The sequence below is a fragment of the Chromobacterium alticapitis genome (genome assembly GCF_002924365.1).
GTDB lineage: Bacteria > Pseudomonadota > Gammaproteobacteria > Burkholderiales > Chromobacteriaceae > Chromobacterium > Chromobacterium alticapitis.
This window is the reverse complement of the sequence record NZ_PQWB01000017.1, coordinates 252,261-270,416: the sequence shown is the minus strand read 5'-3', so window position 1 is coordinate 270,416 and position 18,156 is coordinate 252,261. Positions and strand designations below refer to the sequence as shown.

Annotated in this window: 23 protein-coding genes; 6 read left to right on the top strand and 17 right to left on the bottom strand. The window is 64.4% G+C overall.

The window, feature by feature from the left end; genetic code table 11:
* Positions 1-4: 4 nt before the first annotated feature.
* Positions 5-610: a TetR/AcrR family transcriptional regulator gene (locus C2I19_RS05140; protein ID WP_103901638.1), complete on the bottom strand. Its 606-nt coding sequence runs from the start codon at positions 608-610 to the stop codon at positions 5-7.
* A 101-nt stretch (positions 611-711) separates the two neighbouring features.
* On the opposite strand from C2I19_RS05140, the gene C2I19_RS05135 reads away from it, so the two are divergent.
* Positions 712-1,047, top strand: a complete 336-nt coding sequence (locus C2I19_RS05135) for a darcynin family protein (protein ID WP_103901637.1) — start codon at positions 712-714, stop codon at positions 1,045-1,047.
* A gap of 117 nt (positions 1,048-1,164) precedes the next feature.
* On the opposite strand, the gene C2I19_RS05130 is transcribed toward C2I19_RS05135, so the two are convergent.
* Positions 1,165-1,389, bottom strand: a complete 225-nt coding sequence (locus C2I19_RS05130) for a hypothetical protein (protein ID WP_103901636.1) — start codon at positions 1,387-1,389, stop codon at positions 1,165-1,167.
* 271 nt (positions 1,390-1,660) lie between these two features.
* Between C2I19_RS05130 and C2I19_RS05125 the strand changes: the two genes are divergently transcribed.
* Positions 1,661-2,437, top strand: coding sequence for a tRNA threonylcarbamoyladenosine dehydratase (locus C2I19_RS05125; RefSeq protein ID WP_103901635.1), 777 nt, complete (start codon positions 1,661-1,663; stop codon positions 2,435-2,437).
* An 82-nt stretch (positions 2,438-2,519) separates the two neighbouring features.
* On the opposite strand, the gene C2I19_RS05120 is transcribed toward C2I19_RS05125, so the two are convergent.
* From C2I19_RS05120 to C2I19_RS05050, 15 genes are all read right to left on the bottom strand, one after another.
* A complete protein-coding gene (locus C2I19_RS05120; RefSeq protein ID WP_103901634.1) occupies positions 2,520-2,912 on the bottom strand; it encodes a VOC family protein in 393 nt (130 codons plus the stop codon).
* Positions 2,909-3,349, bottom strand: coding sequence for an NUDIX domain-containing protein (locus C2I19_RS05115; protein WP_103901633.1), 441 nt, complete (start codon positions 3,347-3,349; stop codon positions 2,909-2,911). The genes C2I19_RS05120 and C2I19_RS05115 overlap by 4 nt, the downstream gene beginning before the upstream one ends.
* Complete coding sequence (locus C2I19_RS05110) at positions 3,346-4,104, bottom strand: CDP-diacylglycerol diphosphatase (RefSeq protein WP_103901632.1); 759 nt, start codon at positions 4,102-4,104, stop codon at positions 3,346-3,348. The genes C2I19_RS05115 and C2I19_RS05110 overlap by 4 nt, the downstream gene beginning before the upstream one ends.
* Before the next feature lie 17 nt (positions 4,105-4,121).
* Positions 4,122-4,850: an SDR family NAD(P)-dependent oxidoreductase gene (locus tag C2I19_RS05105; RefSeq protein WP_103901631.1), complete on the bottom strand. Its 729-nt coding sequence runs from the start codon at positions 4,848-4,850 to the stop codon at positions 4,122-4,124.
* An 82-nt stretch (positions 4,851-4,932) separates the two neighbouring features.
* Positions 4,933-5,853, bottom strand: a complete 921-nt coding sequence (locus tag C2I19_RS05100) for a tetratricopeptide repeat protein (RefSeq protein WP_103901630.1) — start codon at positions 5,851-5,853, stop codon at positions 4,933-4,935.
* 33 nt (positions 5,854-5,886) lie between these two features.
* On the bottom strand, positions 5,887-6,219 hold the full coding sequence (locus C2I19_RS05095) for a YbjQ family protein (protein WP_103901629.1): 333 nt from the start codon (positions 6,217-6,219) through the stop codon (positions 5,887-5,889).
* 60 nt (positions 6,220-6,279) lie between these two features.
* Complete coding sequence (locus tag C2I19_RS05090; RefSeq protein ID WP_103901628.1) at positions 6,280-6,990, bottom strand: 2-phosphosulfolactate phosphatase; 711 nt, start codon at positions 6,988-6,990, stop codon at positions 6,280-6,282.
* Positions 6,991-7,169: 179 nt separating this feature from the next.
* Positions 7,170-7,592, bottom strand: a complete 423-nt coding sequence (locus C2I19_RS05085; protein ID WP_103901627.1) for a DUF3224 domain-containing protein — start codon at positions 7,590-7,592, stop codon at positions 7,170-7,172.
* A gap of 84 nt (positions 7,593-7,676) precedes the next feature.
* Complete coding sequence (gene oppF / locus C2I19_RS05080; RefSeq protein ID WP_103901626.1) at positions 7,677-8,666, bottom strand: murein tripeptide/oligopeptide ABC transporter ATP binding protein OppF; 990 nt, start codon at positions 8,664-8,666, stop codon at positions 7,677-7,679.
* Positions 8,659-9,660, bottom strand: a complete 1,002-nt coding sequence (locus tag C2I19_RS05075) for an oligopeptide/dipeptide ABC transporter ATP-binding protein (protein ID WP_103901625.1) — start codon at positions 9,658-9,660, stop codon at positions 8,659-8,661. The genes oppF and C2I19_RS05075 overlap by 8 nt, the downstream gene beginning before the upstream one ends.
* A 23-nt stretch (positions 9,661-9,683) precedes the next feature.
* Positions 9,684-10,598 carry an ABC transporter permease subunit gene (locus C2I19_RS05070; protein ID WP_103901624.1) on the bottom strand — a complete coding sequence of 305 codons (915 nt, stop codon included), beginning with the start codon at positions 10,596-10,598 and terminating at the stop codon, positions 9,684-9,686.
* Between the two features lie 14 nt (positions 10,599-10,612).
* Positions 10,613-11,533, bottom strand: coding sequence for an oligopeptide ABC transporter permease OppB (oppB, locus tag C2I19_RS05065; RefSeq protein WP_103901623.1), 921 nt, complete (start codon positions 11,531-11,533; stop codon positions 10,613-10,615).
* 141 nt (positions 11,534-11,674) lie between these two features.
* Positions 11,675-13,288 (bottom strand): peptide ABC transporter substrate-binding protein, encoded by a 1,614-nt coding sequence (locus C2I19_RS05060; protein WP_103901622.1) that lies wholly within the window; start codon positions 13,286-13,288, stop codon positions 11,675-11,677.
* Positions 13,289-13,721: 433 nt separating this feature from the next.
* A complete protein-coding gene (gene pyrC / locus C2I19_RS05055; RefSeq protein WP_103901621.1) occupies positions 13,722-14,756 on the bottom strand; it encodes a dihydroorotase in 1,035 nt (344 codons plus the stop codon).
* 67 nt (positions 14,757-14,823) lie between these two features.
* The gene (locus C2I19_RS05050) at positions 14,824-15,054 is read right to left on the bottom strand and encodes a sulfurtransferase TusA family protein (RefSeq protein WP_103901620.1); all 231 of its coding nucleotides are present in this window, start codon (positions 15,052-15,054) and stop codon (positions 14,824-14,826) included.
* A 123-nt stretch (positions 15,055-15,177) separates the two neighbouring features.
* Between C2I19_RS05050 and C2I19_RS05045 the strand changes: the two genes are divergently transcribed.
* The 4 genes from C2I19_RS05045 to C2I19_RS05030 all read left to right on the top strand — a co-directional run bounded on the left by C2I19_RS05045 (position 15,178) and on the right by C2I19_RS05030 (position 18,155).
* Entirely contained in the window at positions 15,178-15,942 is a 765-nt protein-coding gene (locus C2I19_RS05045; protein ID WP_103901619.1) for an NRDE family protein, read from the top strand.
* 14 nt (positions 15,943-15,956) lie between these two features.
* Positions 15,957-16,466: a CNP1-like family protein gene (locus C2I19_RS21970; RefSeq protein WP_158253640.1), complete on the top strand. Its 510-nt coding sequence runs from the start codon at positions 15,957-15,959 to the stop codon at positions 16,464-16,466.
* 69 nt (positions 16,467-16,535) lie between these two features.
* Positions 16,536-17,126 carry a hypothetical protein gene (locus C2I19_RS05035; protein ID WP_103901617.1) on the top strand — a complete coding sequence of 197 codons (591 nt, stop codon included), beginning with the start codon at positions 16,536-16,538 and terminating at the stop codon, positions 17,124-17,126.
* Positions 17,127-17,219: 93 nt separating this feature from the next.
* Complete coding sequence (locus C2I19_RS05030) at positions 17,220-18,155, top strand: AEC family transporter (protein WP_199181078.1); 936 nt, start codon at positions 17,220-17,222, stop codon at positions 18,153-18,155.
* Position 18,156: the final 1 nt, after the last annotated feature.

Sequence of the window (18,156 nt, the reverse complement as noted above, 5' to 3'; positions counted from 1 at the left end):
CTCCTCAAGTATGTGCCCGCGCCGGCAGGCCCAGAAAGCCCGCCAGCGCGTCGGTAATCGTGTCTTCCAAGGCCGCGGCGTCCGGTTCTCCATCCAGCAGCAAGCCGTGCACCAGGCTATCCGCCATGCGCAGCAAGGTGCCGGCCTTGGCGCGATCGAGGCCGGACTCGGCCAGCCAGTCCGCCATCCTCTCCCGCAGCGCGGCATCCCGTGGATTGCTCGCCGGCGGCTCGTCAAAAGCCGGCCATTCGCGCTCCAGCACCCGGTGCAGGCCCAGCTCGCGCCTATGCAGCGCCAACACGGCGTCCACCATGGCCGCCAGCTGGTCGCGCGGCGGCTGGCTGGCGCTGTCCGCCAAGACGCGGTCCAGCGCCGCCAATGTCTCTTCGCCATGGCGGCGATGCAAGGCGGCGACCAAAGCCTGCTTGTTGGGGAAGTACTGGTAGAGCGAGCCGATTCCTACACCGGCCTCCTCGGCCACGCGGTTGGTGTTGAACGCGGCGTAGCCGTCGCGGGCCAAAATGCGAGCCGCCGCCTCCAGAATGGCGGCCACGGCGTGGCGGGAACGGGCTTGGCGCGGCGCTTTGCGCGGCTGCGGAATGCGGGACATCGTTCAAGCTAAACACGAGTTTTCGCGCGCCGCAAGCCGCCTTACATTTATGAGGGTGCGGAGCCGGCCCGCCCAGTCCCTATCCCAACTGGAGCCTATTCATGTCCAAACCCATGGTTTTCTTCGCGCTGCTGCGCGTCCATCCCAACTGGCTGCGGCTAAGCCGCCCGGAGCGCCGCCGCTTCGAGGAAGACACGCTGAAGCCGATTTACGCGCGCTATCCCGAGGTGCGCATGCGCTGGTTCGACGCCGAGGCCTTCACCACGCGCTGCAGCGATGTGGCGATGTTCGAGACCGCGTCGGTGCCGGCTTTCTACTATCTGATAGACGCGCTGCGCGACAGCAAGGTGGTGACCGAGCCCTATTTCGAGTTCGTCGACATCATCCCGGCGGTGGAGGAAGGCTTCCGCGACTACGACGCGCAACTGGCGGCGTAAAAGACGACGGCGGCCGCTGGGGCCGCCGTTTTCGCTTGCGCTCGCGCGCGCAGGTGGGGAACCTGAATAAGCCGGCCGCGCCGGCGAGGAAATCAACGAATTGTCAGCAAAAAGCGCTTAGTGGATGCGATAGGATTGGCGGATGGCGTCGGCCTGGCGTTCAGCTTTCTGGATGTCGGGGCCGCCCATCGAAATGTCGGCGCCGCAAGCGCAGCGCAAGGCATGATCGGGTAGCAGGGTCTTCAGATGCATCCGGGTTTCCCGCCCGCATTCCTCGCAGGCGATCACCACGGTGGCGTTGTAGTGCTTGTCCAAATCGATATCGAATCTTTGCTGCTTCATCGGAGTCTCCCTAGAACTGAGAGTTGGCCGGCAGAGGAATGCCGTGAGCCATTCATGCCGGTCCCGCAACGCGCGCCGGAAAATCCCGACGCGTATTCATCAAGATACGGCCAATCTAAAAAGGTTCCAATCAATCAAGGCCTTGGATTATAAAAAAATCTTCATGCCGGCCAGAAACGCCACAGCGCGGCCCAGAAACGACAAGGGGGCTGGCATGGCGGCGGCGGCTTGGTTATCCTTGGCCGTTTTTTCGCAAGCCAGGTAAGCCCCTATGGACCACACAGCCGATCTCGACCGCCGTTTCGGCGGCATTGCCCGCCTCTACGGCGACGACGCGCTCTCGCGCTTTCGCCGCGCCCACGTCTGCGTGGTGGGCGTAGGCGGCGTCGGCTCCTGGGCGGTGGAGGCGTTGGCGCGCAGCGCCATCGGCAAGCTCACCTTGATAGACCTGGACAATGTGGCCGAATCCAACACCAACCGCCAGTTGCCGGCGCTGGACCCGCTGTACGGCATGGCCAAGGTGACGGCGCTGGCCGAGCGGGTGAAGGCGATCAACCCGGCTTGCGAGGTGGTGGAGATTGAGGATTTCGTCACCGAGGAGAATATGGACGCCATGCTGGGCCAGGGCTACGACTACATCGTGGACTGCATAGACAGCCTGAAGGTGAAGACCGCGATGGCGGCCTGGTGCGCCAGGAAACGCCAGCGCTTCATCGTCTCCGGCGGCGCCGGCGGCCAGATGGATCCGAGCAAGATCCAACTGGCGGACTTGTCCGAGGTGACGCAAGACCCGCTGCTGTCCAAGCTGCGCTACAACCTGCGCCGCCATCACGGCTTTGCCCGCGACGGCAAGAAAATGGGCGTGTCCTGCGTCTATTCGACGGAACAGCTGGTCTATCCGCAAACCCAGGCCTGCGACGCCGGAGACGCGCGCGGGCCGCAGGGTTTATCATGCGCCGGCTTCGGCGCCGGCATGGTGGTGACGGCCAGCTTCGGCCTGTTCGCCGCGTCGCGGGTGCTGACGGATTTGGCGAAGGGCAAGAAATAAGTCGGCTGCAACGCCTGTCCGCAATCCTTGGGGACCCTATCCGCGCAGCGGATTCAACACTCGCAAACCCTCAAGCCAGCGCTCACCCCTTACGCTGAATCAAATCCCACTGATTTCCGCACAGGTCGCGGAACACCGCCACCGTGCCGTAGTCCTGCTCCAGCGGCGGGCGGGTGAACTCGACGCCGGCGGCGCGGTAACGCTCGTAATCGCGCCAGAAATCATCGGTATTCAGGAATAGCCACACCCGGCCGCCGGCCTGATTGCCTATGGCCGAGCGCTGGACCTCGTTGCTGGCCTTGGCCAACAGCAGACTGGCAGCCGAGCCCGGCGGCGTCACCACCACCCAGCGCTTATCCTGCTCCGCCTGGTAGCTGTCCTCAGTCAGCTCGAAACCCAGCTTGCCCACGAAAAACGCGATGGCCTCGTCGTAATCGGCCACCACCAGCGACACCAGCGCCAGACTCTGCTTCATCTTCGCCCCCGCACGCCGGGCATCGACGGCGGCGAGACATCCGCCAGCCTGCGCCGCGCCTCGGCTAGGGCGCGATGATACAGCGGATGGCTGTCCGTCGGCGCGGCCGCCGTCAGGGGATGCCAGAAGAAGTCCAGCGACAGGCCGCCGTCGTCGGCACAGAAATGCGTCCAGACCTCGGGCAAAGGCGCGGCGACCTCGCACAAGGTAAAAGACCAGACCTGATCTTGGTAGGCAGACTGCCACTCGCCCAAATCGCGCGCCGCGCGGGCATGGCCTATGCCGGCCTCTTCCCGCAATTCGCGCAGCGCCGCCTGCGCCCCGCCCTCCCCCGGCTCTATCGTGCCCTTGACCAGCTGGCAGCCGGCCAAGGGATGGCGGAACCACAACAGTTTGCCGTCCTGCAGCAGCAACAGGCAGGCCTTGTTCGCGCTCATGGCCCCAGCACCTTGCAATCATGGTCCTGCAGTTCCTCGGCCGAGGCCCGGTTGACGGTCAGGATGTCGGCGCGGGTGGCCAGCAAGGCGAAACCCGGGCCATCGGCGAAGTCCGCCGGCAGTAAAACCAGGCCGTAGCGGTCCATTTCCTCGCGCGCGCCGGGCAAGCCGTCGGCCAGCAAGCGGAACGGATCGACAGCCGGATTGCCATCGGCATCGGCGTCGACGCGGCGCGCCCAGTAGGCGCGGCCTTTCAGCTCCACCGGCAATGGCCGCCAGGCCGCGCCCAGGCTGTCCTCCAGATCGTCCACCTGCTGCCGCACCGTGCGGTCCACGCAGGAGATGTGGATGTGCAGCTGGTTCTGGCTGCGGCCGTACTGGGAATTGATGGCCAGCGACACCGCGCGCCGCGGCAGCGGCTGGCCGCGCTTGGCGTCCATGAAGCGGCGCGCCTGCCAGGCCTCTCGCCAGTAAGGCGGCGCGCCGTCCCGCAGCAACAAGGGGCTTTCGATGCCGCTGACGCGGCTGGTGGGGATCAGCAGGTATTGCAGCGCGCCGTGGATATCCTTCAATACCGCCACACCTGGCTGCAGCTTCACTTCGGCGCAGGGCGCCGGTTGGCCCTTGGCCTGCTGGGCCGGCACGCATTGCTCGCCGACTATGCGCCACAACGCGTCGCTGTCGGCGGCGTAATAAGCCAGGCCAGGCAGCAGCAACGCGGACAGGCAGAGGGCTTGCAGGAGTCGTTTCTTCATTGTGGGTTCTCTAACGATCAGAACTGCACCAATTGGCTGGACCCGCCGTCCACATACCAGTTGGCGCCGGAAACGAAGCTGGTGGCCGGGCTGACCAGGAAGGCCGCCACCCTCGCCACCTCCTCCGGCGCGGCGAAGCGGCCCAGCGGATATTCGGCCAGCCGCCTCTGATACTCATCGGGCGCGTCCTGTTTCAGCCGGTCCCACAGACCGCCGGGAAACTCGGTGGCGCCCGGAGAGACCGTGTTCACCCGCACCGCGGGCAAGAGCCGGCAGGACAGGCTTTTCATGTAATGCGCCATCGCCGCCTTGACCGCGCCATAGCCCTCGGCCTGCGGCATGAGCAAGGATGCCGACACCGAGCCGATATAACAAATGGCCGCGCTGGACGACTGGCGCAAGTAAGGCTCCGCAGCCTCCATCAAGGCGATGGTGGCCTCCATATCGGTGGCGATGGACTCCCGCCAGCCGCCGCTGAGCGCGCTGACATTGGCCACCAGGCCATCGAAAGCGCCGATGTCGCGCAGCCAGGCCAGCAGGGCCGATCTATCCCGCGCATCCAGCGCGCGGCCATGCACCCGCCACTCGCGGGGCAGTTCGCTCAAAAAAGCGTCCAGCCGCGCGCCGTCGCGCGCGCAGCAGAATACTTCCGCCCCTTCCTCCGCCAGCGTTTTGACGATGGCCGCGCCTATGCCGGCCGAGCCTCCGGTCACCACGATGCGCTTGCCCCGCAATTGCAAATCCATAGCCCCTCCCTAAACGACCATGCGCAACGCTGCGCCTGACGCCGGCCAGGCCTGATGAAAAGCGGCAGGCCGCCGCCGATGTTCACCCCGCCGCCTGCGCCTGCTGGCGCAGCGTTTCATAATGGTCGGCCAGCTTGCCGTCGCCGCGCTCGCGGTACAGCTTGGCCAGTTCGTCGAACACGTCGGGATCGGGATCGCCGGCCGCGGCGTTTTCCCGCTCCAGGCGAAGCTGTATGGCCAACGCTTCGTCCTGCCGTTTCATGGCATGCAGCGTCCAGGCCACCATCCACCACGCCACGCGGGTGGCGGCGGCATCGCCGCCCTGCTGGCGCAGCGCCAGCGCTTGCTGGAATTCATCCAAGGCTTTGGGATAGTCGCCTTGCTGGTACAGCACGCAGCCGATGTTGTTGCGCAGGCTGGCGCGCCATTGGCGGGCGTTCGCTTGCCCTGAGGTTTCGGCCAGCCGCAACGCCTCTCGGTTCCAGCGCAGTTGTGCCGCCGCATCGGTCTCCACTAGCGCCAGCATGTGCTGCGCGTCTATCGCCAGCGCGTCCAGCCCGCCGCTCCGCGCCAGCGCGTCCGCCTGCAGATACGCGGCGCGCGCTTGCTTGCGCGCGTCTTCGCTCAGCTGCTCCCGGGGATGCGTGGCGGACACCCAGCTGCGGCCCCACTCCAGCCAGTAGCGCGCCTGCGCCTGCAGGCCCGCGCCGGCCAAACGCGGCTGCACGGCAGACAACAGCGCGCGCGCCTGGACAAAATCGCCGCGCAGGCCGTAGCTGCGAGCGATCTGGGTTTGCAGGATCAGGAAATCGTCGGGCGCGGCCGTCGTCTGGGCGGCGCGGAAGCGCTGTTCGCTGAGGGCGGGATGATCGAAGTCCCACAGGGCGCTCAGATCCAGGGCCGATGCCTCGGCGCTCCAGGCCAAGAGCGAACCGGCCAACAAGCCGGCGAAAGCGCGAATGGCGAACATGGCGATAGCAAGAGAGTCGAATGGAGCGGCCATTCTCCTTCATGCCAAAAGCATTGGCAATGCGGGCTATAGCGGCTCCACCCGCACCGCGGTGCCGTAGCACAGCACCTCGGTCAGGCCGGCCATCAAATCTGTGGCGTCGTAGCGCATGCCTATCACCGCGTTGGCGCCCAGCGCCGCCGCGTGGTCGCACATCAGAGCGTAGGTTTCGGAGCGCGCCTGTTCGCACAGGCTGGTATAGACCGTGATATTGCCGCCGAACAAGGTCTGCAATCCACCCAGGAAATTGCCGACGACCGAGCGCGAACGCACGGTGATGCCGCGCACTACGCCCAGATTGGCGGTGACCCGGTAGCCGGGTAGTTCAAAAGTGGTGGTGACCATTCTGGCTGGCAACATGAAAGCTCCCTGGAGATGGCCGCCCGGACGCGGGCGGCATGCCCCATGATAGCCGCTTGCTCAGGCCGGGCGGTACTCGCCGTCGCGCAACACCGGCACGCAGACGCTGACGTTCAGCTGCGCCGCCAACACCACGTCCTCCGGATAGCCGCGCTCGCTCAGTTCGCTGGCGGACATGCCATGCCTCAGTTGCTGCTCGATATCGTTGCGCGCCAGCACAAAGGCCGCCTCGGCCGCCAGCGCCTCCGGCGACTTGCTGCCCGTCAATTGTTCAATGATGGCGCCTGCGCCGAGGAAGTCCTCGTAGGCGAAACGCAGCGCCCCGTCAGCATTCAGCTCGCCGGCGGCGATCAACAGCGCGGAGCCGCCTTGCCGGTTCAGGTAATCCGCCACGGCGGCGGCATTGCGCAGACAAGCGGCGATGGTCTGTTTCGACTCGCAGGCCAAGCTGATGGCGGCGCCGTTAGGCGACGGCAACACCAGCCGGCTGCCAAAAGCCAGATGTTTCAGCGAGACCGGCGACAAGGAGGGCCGGGTGCGGCTGCGTTTGCCTGCCAGCACTGCCTGCCGGCTCTCCGCATACTCCTTGGCGCTGTCATCGTTGAAGCGATATGGCAGCACCACCACGCCATTGCCGCAGGCGACATCGACGCTGGTGCTGAACGACAACACATCGATGACGACGCAGCTATCCGCCTGCCCGCTCAGCTGCCGCGCCGCTTCCAGCCCCCATTGCAGCCGCACTGAATATTCTTGTTGTGCGTGTGGCATTCCTCGTTCCTGAAAATGGAAGCCACCAGCTAAAGCCGGCGGCGATTCTGACTGGCGCCCAAGCCATCCCCAAGGGATGGGAAGGTCGCGACTCAAAAGGTATTGAGCATAACCATTTATCAAGGAAACGCAAGGCTAGCCGCGCGAACCCGGCTTGGCCGCGCAAGGCCAGCCCAGCTTCAAGACAATTTCAGCGTAAGACGATATTCGCCGCCATGTTCGCCGGCCTTGGCGATCAATTGGCCCTCGCCGCGGATGCCCGCAAAACCGCCGCTGCCGCTGCCAGGCACCACGGTCAAAGTGCCGTTGGCGCCGGAGACCTGGGAATACACGCCGTCATGGCGCAGCACGAAGCTGCCTTGCAAATCGCCCCAGCTCGCCACCACTTGCTCGAAACCCATAAAGACCACGTCGTCGCCCGGCTCGACCGGATACATCAGTTGGTACTCCAACCTGCCCTCGCCTTGCAGCGGACCGCTCAGCTCATTGACGATGCTGGCGCGCTTCAGCTCGCAGCCGCCCTCCGTCTGCTGCATGAGCTGCTCCTGCCACTGCTTGGTGAGGAAGGCGCTGGCCAGGGAAACCGCCGTGTGATTGCCCATCTTCGTTCTCCTTGTTGGGGATGCTTCAGCATATATCAGCAGCCATGAAAAACGCCGCCTGACGGCGGCGTTGAGGCTCCTGGCTCAGGCCAGCAGGCAGGAAGCCTGCGTGTCCTCGCTGAGGCGGCGCAGCTTGGGCACCTCCTCGGCGCAGCGGGTCTCCGCCAGCGGGCAGCGCGTGCGGAACACGCAGCCGGACGGCGGGTTGATCGGGCTGGGCAGATCGCCCTGCAGGATCTGGATGGTCTTGTTTTTTTCCAGCTTCGGGTCCGGAATGGGGATGGCCGACAGCAGCGCGCGGGTGTACGGGTGCGAGGGCACGTCGTACAGCGCGTGCTTCTGCGCCAGCTCCATCTCGCGGCCCAGATACATCACCAGGATGCGGTCGGAAATGTGCTTGACCACCGCCAGATCGTGGGCGATGAAGATCAGCGCCAGGCCCATCTCGCGCTGCAGCTCTTTCAGCAGATTGATGATCTGCGCCTGGATGGACACGTCCAGCGCGGACACCGGCTCGTCGCAGATGATCAGCTTCGGCTCCAGGATCAGCGCGCGGGCGATGCCGATGCGCTGGCACTGGCCGCCGGAGAACTCGTGCGGATAACGGTTGATCATCTGTTCGCGCAGGCCGACGCGCTTCATCATCGCCTTGACGCGCTTCATCACCTCTTCCGAGGACAGCTCCGGCTTGTGCACGCGCAGCGGCTCGCCGATGATCTGGGCGATGGTCATGCGCGGGTTCAAGGAGGCCAACGGATCCTGGAAGATCATCTGGATGTCCTTGCGCACGTTCAGCCAGTCTTTGGCGCTGCCCTTGCGCAGGTCCTTGCCCATCCACACGATCTCGCCCTCGGTGGCCGGGATCAGGTTCAGGATGGCGCGGGACAAGGTGGACTTGCCGCAGCCGGACTCGCCCACCACGCCCAGCGTCTCGCCGGGATAGAGGTCGAAGCTGACGCCGTCCACCGCCTTCAGCGTTTTCTTGGGGCTCCACGGCCAGGCGTCGCCGCCCTTGACCTGGAAATGCACCTTGACGTTGCGCACCGACAGCAGCGCTTGCTTGTTCTCAGACATGGGTCACCTCCGCGGCGGCTTGCACCAGTTCTTCCGCCGGCTTGTGACAGGCGCGCAAAATCTGCGGGTTGAGCGAGCTGGCCGCCAGTTGCGGCAGCTCGGCCGCGCAGCGGGCGCTGGCATGGGCGCAGCGCTCGCTGAACGGGCAACCCTTGGGCATATGGGCCATATTGGGCGGATTGCCCGGGATGCTGACCAGCTCGGAGCCGTCATGATCCAGGCGCGGCAGCGCCCCCAGCAGGCCTATGGTGTAGGGGTGGCTCGGGTGATAGAAGATGTTGTCGGCCTGGCCGTACTCCATGGCGCGGCCGCCGTACATCACCAGCACGTTTTCGCACAGGCCGGCCACCACGCCCAGGTCGTGGGTGATCATGATGATGGCGGTGCCGAAATCGCGCTGCAGTTCCTTCAGCAGCGTCAGGATCTGCGCCTGCACAGTCACGTCCAGCGCGGTGGTCGGCTCGTCGGCGATCAGCAGTTCCGGCTCGCACAACAGGGCCATGGCGATCATCACGCGCTGGCGCATGCCGCCGGAGAACTCGTGCGGATACATATTGATCCGGCGCGCCGCCTCGGGGATGCGCACCGCGTCCAACAGCTCGATCGCGCGCTTTCTCGCGTCGCGGCGGCTCATGCCCTTGTGCTGCTCCAGCACCTCGGTCATCTGCCGCTCCACCGTCAGGTACGGGTTCAGCGAGGTCATCGGGTCCTGGAAAATCATGGACACGCGGTCGCCGCGGATCTTGTTCAGCTCGGCAGTCGGCAGCGCCAGCAGGTTCTGGCCGTGGAACAGCGCTTCGCCGCTGGCCTTGCCGTTCTTGGCCAACAGGCCCATCAAGGCCAGCATGGTCTGGCTCTTGCCGGAGCCGGACTCGCCGACTATGCCCAGGGTCTGGCCTTTGTTCAGTTCGAAGCTCACGCCGTTGACGGCGTTGACCACGCCGTCGTTGGTCTGGAATTGAACCCCGAGATTGTTGACTTTCAAAATGCTCATGTCTTGCCTCGTCTATCCTGGGGTCAGCGGTCCTTCGGGTCCAGCGCGTCGCGCAGGCCGTCGCCGATGTAGTTGGCACAGTAAAGCGTCAGGGACAGCATGCCGGCCGGGAACAGCAGAATCCACGGCGTGGTGTCCATCACGCCGGCGCCGTCCTGGATCAACACGCCCCAGCTGGTCATCGGCTCTTGCACGCCCAGGCCCAGGAAGGACAACACGGATTCGGTCAGGATCACGCCCGGCACCGTCACCGTGGTGTAAATCACCACGATGCCCAAGAGGTTGGGCACGATGTGGCGGAAGATGATGGTGGGGGTGGACACGCCAATCGCGTGCGCCGCCTCCACGTACTCCTTGGACTTGATCGCCAGGGTCTGGCCGCGCACCACGCGCGCCATATCCATCCACGAGAACACGGTGATGGTCAGCACCACCAGGTAAAACTCGCGGCCCAGCAGCGTCACCATCAGGATGGCGATCAGCAGATAGGGCACGGCGTACATCATGTCCACGATGCGCATCATCAGCGAATCGATCTTGCCGCCGAGGAAGCCGGCGGTAGCGCCCCAGACGATGCCGAGAATCACCGAGGCGATGGTCGCCAGCGCGCCCACCATCAGCGAGATGCGGCCGCCCATCAGGCAGCGCACCAGTAGGTCGCGGCCCAGCGCGTCGGTGCCGAACAAGTGCATATTATGCAGCGTCGGCGCTTCGCTCATGGCGTCCCAGTCGGTGTCGGCATAGCCGTTGGACAGCAGCATGGGACCGAAAACACAGGCCAGCGTGACGATGGTCAGCAGCACCAGGCTGACCACGGCGGCCTTGTTGCGGAAGAAGCGGATGCGCGCGTCGCGCCACAGGCTGCGGCCTTCCATCGCCGCTTCGCTCAAACCGTTTTCCATTGCCGCCACGGCTGCGGCTTGTTTGCTCTTCATCATTTTCCCACGCCCCCTCAGTAGCGGATCTTGGGGTCGAGCAGGGCGTAGGCCAGGTCGACGAGGAGGTTGAACACCACGGTGATCACCGTCACCAGCACCACCAGGCCCAACACCAGCGTGTAATCGCGGTTGGACGCGCCGTTGACGATCAGCTTGCCGAGGCCCGGCAGGTTGAACACGGTCTCGGTGACCACGGCGGAGGTGATGGATGAAATGGCCAGCGGGCCGATCACCGACACCACCGGCATCAGCGCCGGCTTCAGCGCATGGCGCAGCACGATGACGCGCAGCGGCAGGCCCTTGGCACGGGCGGTGCGGATGAAGTTGCTGTTCAGCACTTCGATCAGGCTGCCGCGCATCACGCGGCCTATGGTGGACACATTGATGAACACCAAGAGCGAGATCGGCAGGATCATGAACTTGGGACTGAAGTTATCCCAACCGCCGGCCGGCAGCACCGACAGCCAGATGGCGAAAATCATCACCAGCACCGGCCCCAGCACGAAGGAGGGAAAGGCGCCGCCGACGTTGCCGAACAGCATCACCAGGTAATCGATCATGCTGTTCTGGCGCAGCGCGGCGATGGTGCCGAGCGCGACGCCGATGACCAGCGAAATCAGGATGGCGCCGCCGCCTATCGTGGCGGAAACCGGCAGCGCCTTGCTCACCAGATCATTGACGGTCCAGTCCGCGTAACGGAACGACGCGCCGAGGTCGCCGTGCAGCAGGCTGTTCAAGTAATAGAGGTATTGCTTCCACAACGGCATGTCGAGGTGGTATTTGGCCTGCAGATTGGCCAGCACCGCCTCGGACACCTTGCGTTCGGTGTCGAACGGGCCGCCCGGCGTCATGTGCAGCAGCAAATAACAGACGGTGATCACCGCCAGCAGGGTGGGTATCGTCGCCAGGATGCGACGGAAAGTATAAGACCACATAGCAAACTCCGATGGCCGGCTCAGGACGCGGCCGCGCAGGCACGCGCCTTGGCCGCCGATCTACATCGCAAGCCGGATGGCCGCCAAGCGGACATCCGGCTCTCGTTCATCCAGCGCGAACGCTGGCTCTGCGCATCAAGCTCAGTGAGCGATGATGTACAGATCCTTGCCTTGGTAACGATCCATCGGGCTCTTGCCGTAGCCGCCGACGTAGGACTTCACCAGACGCGGCGCGGTGTATTGCAGCAGCGGCAGCATCGGGTAGTCATCCATGATCATCTTCACGGCCTGAGTGAACAGCTGCTTGCGCTTGGCGGCGTCCGTGGTTTGGTTGCCTTGCTTGATCAGCTCTTCGGCCTTCGGGTTGCAGTTCTTGTTGTCGTTCTGGTCGTTGTCGCACTGCACCAGCGCCAGGAAGGTGGTGGCGTCGTTGTAGTCCGCGTTCCAGCCGTTGCGGGCGATCTGGAAGTCGCCGTCATGGCGCTTCTTCAGCAGCACCTTGAACTCCAGGCTTTCCAGCTCGGTGTTCAGGCCCAGCTTGGACTTCCACTCGGAAGCGGCGAAGATGGCCATCTTCTTGTGGTAGTCGTTGGTGTTGTAGGTGAACTTCACCTTGGTGCCCGGCTTCACGCCCGCTTCGGCCAGCAGCTTCTTGGCCTCTTCGACGCGCTTGGCCATCGGCCACTTCACCCAGTCGTAGGTGGAAGCGTCGGCGCCGGAAATGCCATGCACCATCACGCTATAGGCCGGGTTCTGGCCGTCGGCGGTGACTTTCTTGGCCAGGATGTCGCGGTCGATCACCATCGACAGCGCCTTGCGCACGCGCACGTCCTTCAGCAGCGCATCCTTGTTGTTGAAGGAGTAGTAGCGCAGGCCCAGGAATTCGGCGTTGCGGATTTCCTTCGGGTACTGGGTCTTGTACTTGTCGAAGGTGCCCGGCGGCAGTTGCTGCACAAAATCGTTCTGGCCGGATTCATACAGCTTGACGTCGGCATTGCTGTCTTCGATCGGCAGATAGGTGATCTGGGTCAGCTGAACGTTCTTGGCGTCCCAGTAGTTGGCGTTCTTGACGGTCACGACCTTGCTGTTGACCTGCCAATCCTTCAGCTGGAAGGCGCCGTTGCTGACCATTTTGCCCGGCTTCACCCAATCCTTGCCGTACTTGTCGATGGTGGCCTTGGGCAGCGGCGCCAGCTGGGTATTGGTCACCAGCGAAGGCATGAACAGCACCGGGTACGGGGTCTTCACTTCCAGCGTGTACTTGTCGATGGCCTTGACGCCCAGCTCGGACGGCTTCTTCTTGCCTTCGGCGATTTCCTTGCCGTTCACGATGAAGATGCCGTAGGTGGAGGCGTACGGGGAGGCGGTTTTCGGATCGACGAAACGCTGCCAGCCGTAGACGAAGTCGCCGGCGGTCACCGGGCTGCCGTCGGACCACTTGGCGTTTTTGCGCAGATGGAATACCCAGGTGGTGGCGTCGGTCTGCTTCCAGCTTTCGGCCACACCCGGCTCAACCTTGCCGTAGGCATCCTGACGGGTCAGGCCTTCGAACAGGTCGGCGGTGATGGTGTTGGCCGGCACGGATTCGGCTACGACCGGATCCAGGGTTTCCGGTTCGGAACCGGTGTTGCGGGTCAGTTCCTGCTTGGCGGCCAGCTTGACGCCGGCGGGCACCTTGGCGGCCAGGGCGGATCCGGAGGCCAGCGCCAGCGCGACGGCGCCGGCGATCACTTGCAGCGATTGTTTGTTCGTCATCTTCTACTCTCCTTGTTCTGTCACGACTCGCGAGCAACGGGTCGGTGAATTTTTTTCACTCGATTGTATCCAGAGTGGATCGCTGATTATGCGCAGAGGGTTTTGAATACTTCAAGCCCCAAAACGCGCAATATTCCATTCATTTTCCTCAACATGCAAACTTTGTCCGACAATGGACTATCCGTGTAAATCAATGGCTTGATGGCCGGCAAACATTTATACCCATCGCATTTTTGCATGCCGAATACTATTGGCGGGCATCACGCGCGCTCATGGCCGCTGGCCTGTTCCGCCTGCGCCGACCCAACCTGAATCGCCATATGCTAATTCACTTGAAAGCTCAAGGGAAAGCATTTCCTGCTCTGCTTCCCGTGTAATGAAAAAAGCCGCTGAAAAGCGGCTTTGGCATTAAATTTTCTCAACGCTCAGCGTTTCAATCGCGCAAGCGCCACGTCACGCACTCTCCAGCGCGCAGCGGCACCAGGCTGTCGCCCGGATACGGCAGCGCAGCCGGAACCGTCCAGCTTTCCTTGGCCAGGGTGATGCGGTCGCTGTTGGCCGGCAGGCCGTAGAAAGCCGGGCCGTTCAGGCTGGCGAAAGCCTCCAGCTTGTCCAGCGCGCCGGCGGCCTCGAAGGCCTCGGCGTACAGCTCGATCGCCGCGTTGGCGGTGTACATGCCGGCGCAGCCGCAAGCCGCTTCCTTGGCGCCCTTGGCGTGCGGCGCGCTGTCGGTGCCGAGAAAGAACTTGGCCGAGCCGGACGTGGCCGCCTTGACCAAAGCCTGACGGTGCAGCTCGCGTTTGAGCACCGGCAGGCAATAGTGGTGCGGGCGGATGCCGCCGACGAACAGCGCGTTGCGGTTCATCAGCAGGTGGTGGGCGGTGATGGTCGCGGCGATGTTGGCCGGCGCGGCGGCGACGAACTCGGCCGCCTCGCGCGTGGTGATATGCTCGAACACTACCTTCAATTGCGGCAACTGGGCCAACAGCGGCTTCATCACGCGTTCGATGAACACCGCCTCTCGGTCGAACACGTCGATGTCGGCGTCGGTGACTTCGCCATGCACCAGGAGCGGCAGGCCGACTTCGGCCATCGCCTGCAGAGCCGGCAGCGCCTTAGCGATATCGGTGACGCCGTGGTCGGAATTGGTGGTGGCGCCGGCCGGATACAGCTTCACGCCGTGCACGAAGCCGCAGGCCTTGGCCTTGCGGATTTCATCGGCGCGGGTCTTGTCGGTCAGGTACAGCGTCATCAGCGGCTCGAAGCCGCTGCCGGCCGGGCGCGCGGCCAGGATGCGCTCGCGGTAGGCCGCGGCGGCTTCCACCGTAGTGACCGGCGGCTTCAGATTGGGCATCACGATGGCGCGGCCCATCTGGCGGCAGGTGTCGGGCAGCACGGCGGCCAGCGCGGCGTCGTCGCGCAGGTGAAGGTGCCAGTCATCGGGACGAGTCAGGGTGAGAGTCTGCATGGCGGATGGCTTCGGTCTTGGGAAAGATAAAATAATGGCGACGGGGATGCCCCGTCGCCTATCGTGCTTACTTGCGCTTGAGCACCATCCGGAACTTGCCTTCGCCGGTGGTGGTGGACTCCAGCAGGCCATTGCCGGTCTGGCGGCAAAACGCTTCGAAATCCTTGGGCGCCCCCGGATCGGTGGCGATCACCTCCAGCACGGCGCCGCTCGCCATATCGGCCAGCGCCTTCTTGGCGCGCAGAATGGGCAGCGGGCAATTCAGGCCGGAAAGGTCGATGTGTTTGTCTGGTGTCATGGACCGGTGTCCTCAGCCATATCGGGTTACAATGGGTAAAACCTGGCGCGGCCGCGATGCGCGGCAAGCCGTAGCCGTATAGTTTACGCCAGTCGTCAAGCCTTGCCCAAATCGGTCCGTATCATGTGCATCATCGCCTTCGCTTATAAAATGCCGGGCATGGGCCAGCTGGTCCTGCTGGCCAACCGCGACGAATACTACGCCCGCCCCGCCGAACCGCTGGACTGGTGGCCGGAATACCCCCACACCCTGGGTGGCCGCGACCTTCAATCCGGCGGCAGCTGGCTGATGGTGGACGGCCGCAACCGCATCGCCGCCGTCACCAACTTCCGCGATGGTTTCCCGGCCAAGGCCGAGCGCTCGCGCGGCGAGCTGGTGCAGCGCTTCGTCGGCGGAGATGACGACCCGTTCGCCTTCGCCGACTGGCTGCGCGCCGAGAGCCACCGCTACGCGCCGTTCAACCTGCTGTTCGGCAGCACCTCGGACCTGTTCTTCTTCCACAGCCCCGGCAAGCAGATCGCCCGCGTCACGCCCGGCATCCACACCCTGTCCAACGCCACGCTGGACACGCCGTGGTTCAAGAGCCGGCGGCTGGCGGAGTATCTGGGAGAGTTCGGCCGCGCGCCCAGCGAAGACCAGGCTTACGCCGCGCTGGCCGATCCGATGCCGGCCGGCCCGGGCGAGCTGCCCAATACCCGCATCGGCTTGGCGTTGGAAAAAACGCTGTCGCCCATCTTCATCCAGGGCCGCGACTATGGCACCCGCAGCTCCATGCTGCTGACGGTGAGCAGCCGCGGCGACATCGGCTTTTCCGAGCGGAGCTGGGGCCTGGCCGCCCGCGAAACCGGCCGCCGCCACTACAACCTGCGCGCCGGCACGGCGCGCTGATCCGGAGCAGAACATTGAATTTTCGCCCTACCCTGCCGGCGCTGCTGGCGCTGTGCCTGAGCCTGACGGCCCACGCTGAAAACAAGCAGATCAAGAACGACAATTACGCCTTTGACAACGACAAGCCTTGGGAAGAGCAAGCCTACGCGCTGCCCGACTACCCGCAGGCAGCGGACTGGCTGGAAGTGAAGCCGGACTGGCTGCAACAGAACCGCTTCTACGTGGATGCCAAGACCCTGAGCGTGGGCGGCGACGGCGTGGTCCGCTTCGTCAGCCGGGTGCGCAGCCCCAGCGGCGTGGAAAACCTCAGCGTGGAGGGCATTCAGTGCAAAGACAACCGCTACAAGGCCTACGCCTTCGGCGATGACATCAATCATCGCTGGATCGCCTCCATGGCCCCGCAATGGCAAGACATAGCAGGCTCGGACAAGCTGCGGCGCGAACTGCGCGCCTTGCTCTGCCCTTACGGCAGCGCGCCGCGCGACGCGGCTCAGGCGGTGGAGTCACTGCGCAAGGGCGGCTGAAGCGCCGGCTCGGCGGCGCTGACGGATGTTCTAGAATGAAACATCTGTCTTGCATTCGCGTAGGCGCCGATGGATCAGCAAACTTTGCAGCAGAACCGGGAAAGGGAATGGGTCAGGCGCTTGTTCGCGCAAAAAGGCATAGACCCGCTTGAGGTACGCTCCTTGCAATGCCCGGCGCCGGACGTCGGCGTGACGCTGTCCGACGGCCGCTCTCTCGCCATAGAAGTGACCGAAGTGCTGGCCGGCGAGCACGCCCGCCGCAACGCCCGCAAAAAAGATGTGCAGTTGGCCCAGCAGGCCGCCGGCGGCATCGGCGCCATCTTCACCCGGCCGGCCTGCGCCCTGGACGTCGCCTGCCGCATCGAGGCCAAGATCAGCAAGGACTACCAAGTGCCTCGCGGCCACCAGCTGCACTTGCTGCTGGCCGCCGGCACTTTCGAGCATGGCGCCATGGCCACCGCCCTGCTGCTCTACATCACCATCCAGGAGCTGAACCAGCTGACCCACGAGATGCTGGCCCTCTCGCATTACCAGCACGTCTATCTGCATGTGCAGCTGGGCCGCGGCCTGTACGAATGGAACCGCCGCGATCGCTGGCACGAGATACATCCGCCCGCGGTCCCGCCCGATGGCCGCGCAAAGCCGCAGGCGGACATGTAGCGCCGCTCGCCTTCCCCGCCCCACCAGCCTTCATTCGCATGCGACGGCGCCGCTTGAAATGCCATTGTTATGCTATATTCACCGCGCTACGGCATGGCAGATCCCCGAGACAACGCCTGTCGCCAGCGTATTCGCAACAACAGCAAGCTGATGCCCGTGTCGATCTCCATTCTCTCCCCCCTGCTTTATCTGATGATTGGCCTTGGTCTCGGCCGCGCGCCGTTTGAAATCAAGAGCCGCGCCTCGGCCCTCTTGACCAAGCTGGTGATTCCGCTAGTCATCATCTACAACATCGCCACCCATCGCCCCGGCGTCTTCGCCGTCATGGCCGCCACCATGGTCATGATGCTCAGCCTGATGCTGCTCAGCCGGCTCAAAACACGCGACCCGGTGCATGCCCTGTGCTTCAGCTATTTGAACATCGGCTGGCTGGGCATGCCGGTGGCCAGCACCCTGTTCGGCGACGGCGCGGCGATGCTGTTCATCGCCGCCTATGTCGGCAGCTCGCTATTGGGCAATTCGGTGGGGGTTGGGCTGATGGCCCAGGGAGGAAGTCTGAAGACCCGCGCGCGGGAAACGCTGAAAGCGCCGCCGGTATGGGCGCTATTGGTCGGCGTGGCCTGCATCCCGCTGGGGCCGCTGCTGGAAGCCCATGCCGCCGCGCCCTACCAGGCGCTGAAGTTCCTGATGAGCTTCCTCGGCATGTCCATCCTGGGCATCTGGCTATCGGCCACCCGGCTGCGCGCGGCCGATTTCGGCCAATCGCTGCGGGTGGCGGCGTTGCGGGCCGCCGCCATCGCCGCGCTGGTGAGCCTGTTCATCATGCTGTGCCGCCAGCTGGACATCCGGTTGGTGCTGGAAAACCAGGCCGCGCTATACCTGCTCTGCCTGTTGCCGCCGGCGGCCAACATCATCGTGCTGGAAACCCACTATATGAAGAGCGGCCGCTCGGCCAGCCTGATCGCCTGCGGCACCTGCATCAGCATCGTCGCCATCGGCGTCTACGTGGCGGTGGTCAAGCTGCTGTGAA

What these genes read in the sequence shown, in the direction of transcription:
- C2I19_RS05030 (WP_199181078.1), top strand. Translation starts at nt 17,220, where the DNA reads ATGGCAGATCCCCGAGACAACGCCTGTCGCCAGCGTATTCGCAACAAC.
- C2I19_RS05135 (WP_103901637.1), top strand. Translation starts at nt 712, where the DNA reads ATGTCCAAACCCATGGTTTTCTTCGCGCTGCTGCGCGTCCATCCCAAC.
- C2I19_RS05130 (WP_103901636.1), bottom strand. Translation starts at nt 1,389, where the DNA reads ATGAAGCAGCAAAGATTCGATATCGATTTGGACAAGCACTACAACGCC.
- pyrC (WP_103901621.1), bottom strand. Translation starts at nt 14,756, where the DNA reads ATGCAGACTCTCACCCTGACTCGTCCCGATGACTGGCACCTTCACCTG.
- C2I19_RS05120 (WP_103901634.1), bottom strand. Translation starts at nt 2,912, where the DNA reads ATGAAGCAGAGTCTGGCGCTGGTGTCGCTGGTGGTGGCCGATTACGAC.
- C2I19_RS05110 (WP_103901632.1), bottom strand. Translation starts at nt 4,104, where the DNA reads ATGAAGAAACGACTCCTGCAAGCCCTCTGCCTGTCCGCGTTGCTGCTG.
- C2I19_RS05085 (WP_103901627.1), bottom strand. Translation starts at nt 7,592, where the DNA reads ATGGGCAATCACACGGCGGTTTCCCTGGCCAGCGCCTTCCTCACCAAG.
- oppB (WP_103901623.1), bottom strand. Translation starts at nt 11,533, where the DNA reads ATGTGGTCTTATACTTTCCGTCGCATCCTGGCGACGATACCCACCCTG.
- C2I19_RS05050 (WP_103901620.1), bottom strand. Translation starts at nt 15,054, where the DNA reads ATGACACCAGACAAACACATCGACCTTTCCGGCCTGAATTGCCCGCTG.
- C2I19_RS05090 (WP_103901628.1), bottom strand. Translation starts at nt 6,990, where the DNA reads ATGCCACACGCACAACAAGAATATTCAGTGCGGCTGCAATGGGGGCTG.
- C2I19_RS05095 (WP_103901629.1), bottom strand. Translation starts at nt 6,219, where the DNA reads ATGTTGCCAGCCAGAATGGTCACCACCACTTTTGAACTACCCGGCTAC.
- C2I19_RS05125 (WP_103901635.1), top strand. Translation starts at nt 1,661, where the DNA reads ATGGACCACACAGCCGATCTCGACCGCCGTTTCGGCGGCATTGCCCGC.
- C2I19_RS05070 (WP_103901624.1), bottom strand. Translation starts at nt 10,598, where the DNA reads ATGATGAAGAGCAAACAAGCCGCAGCCGTGGCGGCAATGGAAAACGGT.
- C2I19_RS05060 (WP_103901622.1), bottom strand. Translation starts at nt 13,288, where the DNA reads ATGACGAACAAACAATCGCTGCAAGTGATCGCCGGCGCCGTCGCGCTG.
- C2I19_RS05105 (WP_103901631.1), bottom strand. Translation starts at nt 4,850, where the DNA reads ATGGATTTGCAATTGCGGGGCAAGCGCATCGTGGTGACCGGAGGCTCG.
- C2I19_RS05035 (WP_103901617.1), top strand. Translation starts at nt 16,536, where the DNA reads ATGGATCAGCAAACTTTGCAGCAGAACCGGGAAAGGGAATGGGTCAGG.
- C2I19_RS05115 (WP_103901633.1), bottom strand. Translation starts at nt 3,349, where the DNA reads ATGAGCGCGAACAAGGCCTGCCTGTTGCTGCTGCAGGACGGCAAACTG.
- C2I19_RS05140 (WP_103901638.1), bottom strand. Translation starts at nt 610, where the DNA reads ATGTCCCGCATTCCGCAGCCGCGCAAAGCGCCGCGCCAAGCCCGTTCC.
- C2I19_RS05075 (WP_103901625.1), bottom strand. Translation starts at nt 9,660, where the DNA reads ATGAGCATTTTGAAAGTCAACAATCTCGGGGTTCAATTCCAGACCAAC.
- C2I19_RS05045 (WP_103901619.1), top strand. Translation starts at nt 15,178, where the DNA reads ATGTGCATCATCGCCTTCGCTTATAAAATGCCGGGCATGGGCCAGCTG.
- C2I19_RS05100 (WP_103901630.1), bottom strand. Translation starts at nt 5,853, where the DNA reads ATGGCCGCTCCATTCGACTCTCTTGCTATCGCCATGTTCGCCATTCGC.
- oppF (WP_103901626.1), bottom strand. Translation starts at nt 8,666, where the DNA reads ATGTCTGAGAACAAGCAAGCGCTGCTGTCGGTGCGCAACGTCAAGGTG.